Source organism: Rhizobacter sp. P2_H2 (assembly GCF_056403375.1).
The window spans coordinates 1-2,824 of sequence record NZ_JBFUFP010000733.1; the positions used below are offsets into that span (position 1 = coordinate 1).

General features: G+C 69.3%; 3 protein-coding genes. 1 reads left to right on the top strand and 2 read right to left on the bottom strand.

The window, feature by feature from the left end:
* A partial coding sequence (locus AC1D15_RS25440; protein ID WP_477828178.1) for a tRNA-dihydrouridine synthase occupies positions 1-334 on the bottom strand: 334 nt, incomplete at its 3' end.
* Between the two features lie 46 nt (positions 335-380).
* Between AC1D15_RS25440 and AC1D15_RS25445 the strand changes: the two genes are divergently transcribed.
* Positions 381-2,393, top strand: coding sequence for a response regulator (locus AC1D15_RS25445; protein WP_477828179.1), 2,013 nt, complete (start codon positions 381-383; stop codon positions 2,391-2,393).
* On the opposite strand, the gene AC1D15_RS25450 is transcribed toward AC1D15_RS25445, so the two are convergent.
* Positions 2,308-2,824, bottom strand: a 517-nt coding sequence (locus AC1D15_RS25450) for an N-acyl amino acid synthase FeeM domain-containing protein (protein ID WP_477828180.1), incomplete at its 5' end; no start/stop codon positions are given. The genes AC1D15_RS25445 and AC1D15_RS25450 overlap by 86 nt on opposite strands.

A 2,824-nucleotide genomic window follows, 5' to 3' on the forward strand; every position in this document is an offset into this window, starting at 1 on the left:
GCGCAGCGCCGCCGCCATGCCGGTTCACGACCTTCGCCGGACAGCCGAAATTGAGATCGATGCCAGCCGGCCCCAGCGACGCCAGGCGCGCCGCGTTCTCGGCCAGGCAGCCCGGATCGGAACCCAGCAGCTGCGCGCTGACCGGCACGCCACTCGGCGTGCGCCCGCCATGGCGCAATTCCGGAACGATGCGCAGGAACACGCGCTCCGGCAGCAAGGTGCCGGTGACGCGGATGAACTCGGAGACGCAACGGTCGATGCCGCCGGCGCGGGTGAGCACGTCACGCAGCGTGAAATCGAGCAACCCCTCCATCGGGGCCAACAGGATGGTCATCGGATCGTTGTGGACTGGCAATCCACCAGTGTACGTATGTCCCGAAATGAAGCGACCGGACGACGCCGGCCGCCAGCCAGCGGCCCACCGGCCCGGCCCGGTTGCATACTGGCGCGCGGGGAGACGACACATGGCACTGCATCGCACGTCGGGTGAGGTCCCGGGCCTTGGCGCCCCTGGCGAGGCCGGACCGATCCCCCCGCTGGACGCCGCCCACGCCGAACACGTCGCAGCCGAACTGCTGCGCATGGTGCTGCTGCACACGCGCGCCGGCACGCTGCTCGCGACGGCATTCGCCGTGCTGCTGGCGGTCTACTGGTCAGGCTCCACCCCGCTCGACTGGGTGCGCGGCTGGATGAGCGTCAAGCTGACGGTGTCGGCCCTGCGGATCTTCTCGGCCCACAAGCATGCGCGCGCCGGACAGCCGGCCACCCGAGGCTGGCGGCACCTGACGTACGGCCTGCTGGCACTCGACGGCGCGGTCTGGGGGGTGGCGGGCCTCTGGCTGATGCACCAGCCGGTGCAGGTCTCGTCCTTCGTCGCGGCGGCGCTGGCCTGCGTGACCTGCGTGGCCACCTTCGGGTTGCAGGCACGGCTGCTGGCCACCGCGGCCTATGTGGGGCCGATCATGGTGCCCACGGCCCTCGGGCTGGCGCTGCGAGCCGACGAAGTCGGCGCGGTCGGCAGCCTCGGATTGCTGATGCTGCTGGGCCTGCAACTGCTGACGGCCCGCGCCGGCGAACGACGCCTCACCGCCAGCATCCTGCTGAGGGTCGAGGCCCAGGCGCTGGCGCAGGAGAAGGCAGCCGCACTCGAGTTGGCGCAGCGGCAGATCGAGGTCAAGACCCAGTTCCTCGCCAACATCAGCCATGAGCTGCGCACCCCGTTGCACGGCATCCTCGGCGTCGCACGGCTGCTCCATCTCGAGGCGTGCGAGCCTGCCGTGCAGCATCGCCTCGAGCTGATCGAGTCATCGGGCACCCACCTGCTGAGGTTGATCAACGACCTGATCGACGTCTCGCGCATCGAGACGGGGCACTTCCCGATCCGGCACGAGGTGTTCGACATCGTCACGCAGGCAGGCCTGGTGGGCGATGTGTTCGCCCTGCGCTGTGCCGACAAGGGCCTCGATTTCTCGATGACGCATGCGTTTCCCCGGCCCAGCTGGGTGGTGGGCGATGCCGCGCGGTTCAGGCAGGTGCTGCACAACCTGCTCGGCAACGCCATCAAGTTCACCGAGAGGGGCCGGGTGGAGATGAACCTCGTGCGCACGGGCGAGCCCGACATGGTGAAGGTCGAGGTGATCGACTCCGGGCCGGGCATCGCGCCGGGCGACCAGGATCACCTCTTCGATGCACCCAACCCACCGCCGCCCGGCACCGACGGCGCGCCGATGGGCAGCCGTGCCGGCCTCGGCCTCACCATCGCCCGGGAACTGGCCGAAGCGATGGGAGGCTCGCTGAGCGTGCTCAGCAAGACGGGCGTCGGCTCCCGGTTCGTGTTCATCGCCCGGCTTCCGGGCACGACGGCGCCCGGCGAAGCACAGGATGGCGCATCGCCGGCGATCCCGGTGATCGACCTGCGACGCGTGCTGGTCGCGGAGGATGATGATGTCTCCGCGCTGATCCTTTGCGCCTACCTGAAACAGCAGGGGCTGGTCCATGAACGCGTGGGCAATGGGCGCGAGGCCGTCGGGCGGGCGCTGCGCGAGTCGCAGCGACCCGACATCGTGCTGATGGACTGCCAGATGCCCACGATGGACGGACAGGCCGCCACCCGTGAGATCAGGGCACAGGAGCGCACCCTGCTCCTTCCCAGGGTGCCGATCATCGCGATCACGGCGACCTCGACCGACGAGGACCGGCGCGCCTGCGCCGATGCCGGCATGGACGACCTGCTCGCCAAGCCCTTCAACCGCCAGGAATTGATGCGGGTCCTGGCGCAATGGAGCGGCGTGCTGCCGTCGCCGGGCGTCACGCCGCCACACGAACCTCGTTCTGAGGCAGCATGGACTCTTTCGGGAACAGATTCACATCCGGATGGAAGGTCTCGATCATGAACGGATACAGCCCATGGCCCGACGCCAGCCAGGTGCGCTCGGCCGCCGTGACATCGAAGGCCAGGATGCGATGCGGCAGGTTGCCGGCATGCGCGAGCGGAACACGATCGTCGGGCCCGAGCACATCGGTGAATCCGAGCCCCTGGTAGATCCGGATCAGTGCGTTGCTGCGCGCACCGATCACCATCCAGCGCACCTGGCTCGCCAGGCAATACAGGTAGGCGGCCTTCATCAGGATGAGCCGGGTCTGCGGATCGGCACCCGGCATCACGGCCAGCCGGGTGAGCTCGGCGCGGGGCTCATCGGCCAGCCATCGCGGCAGGATCACGMTGCCCTCGAGCTGCAGCGGCATCGCCACATTGCGCTGGATCCGCGCGGTTCCGGTGGCGGCACCGGTGGCCTTGTCGCGGCACACCAGGATGGCCGTGCCG

What these genes read in the sequence shown, in the direction of transcription:
- AC1D15_RS25445 (WP_477828179.1), top strand. Translation starts at nt 381, where the DNA reads ATGAAGCGACCGGACGACGCCGGCCGCCAGCCAGCGGCCCACCGGCCC.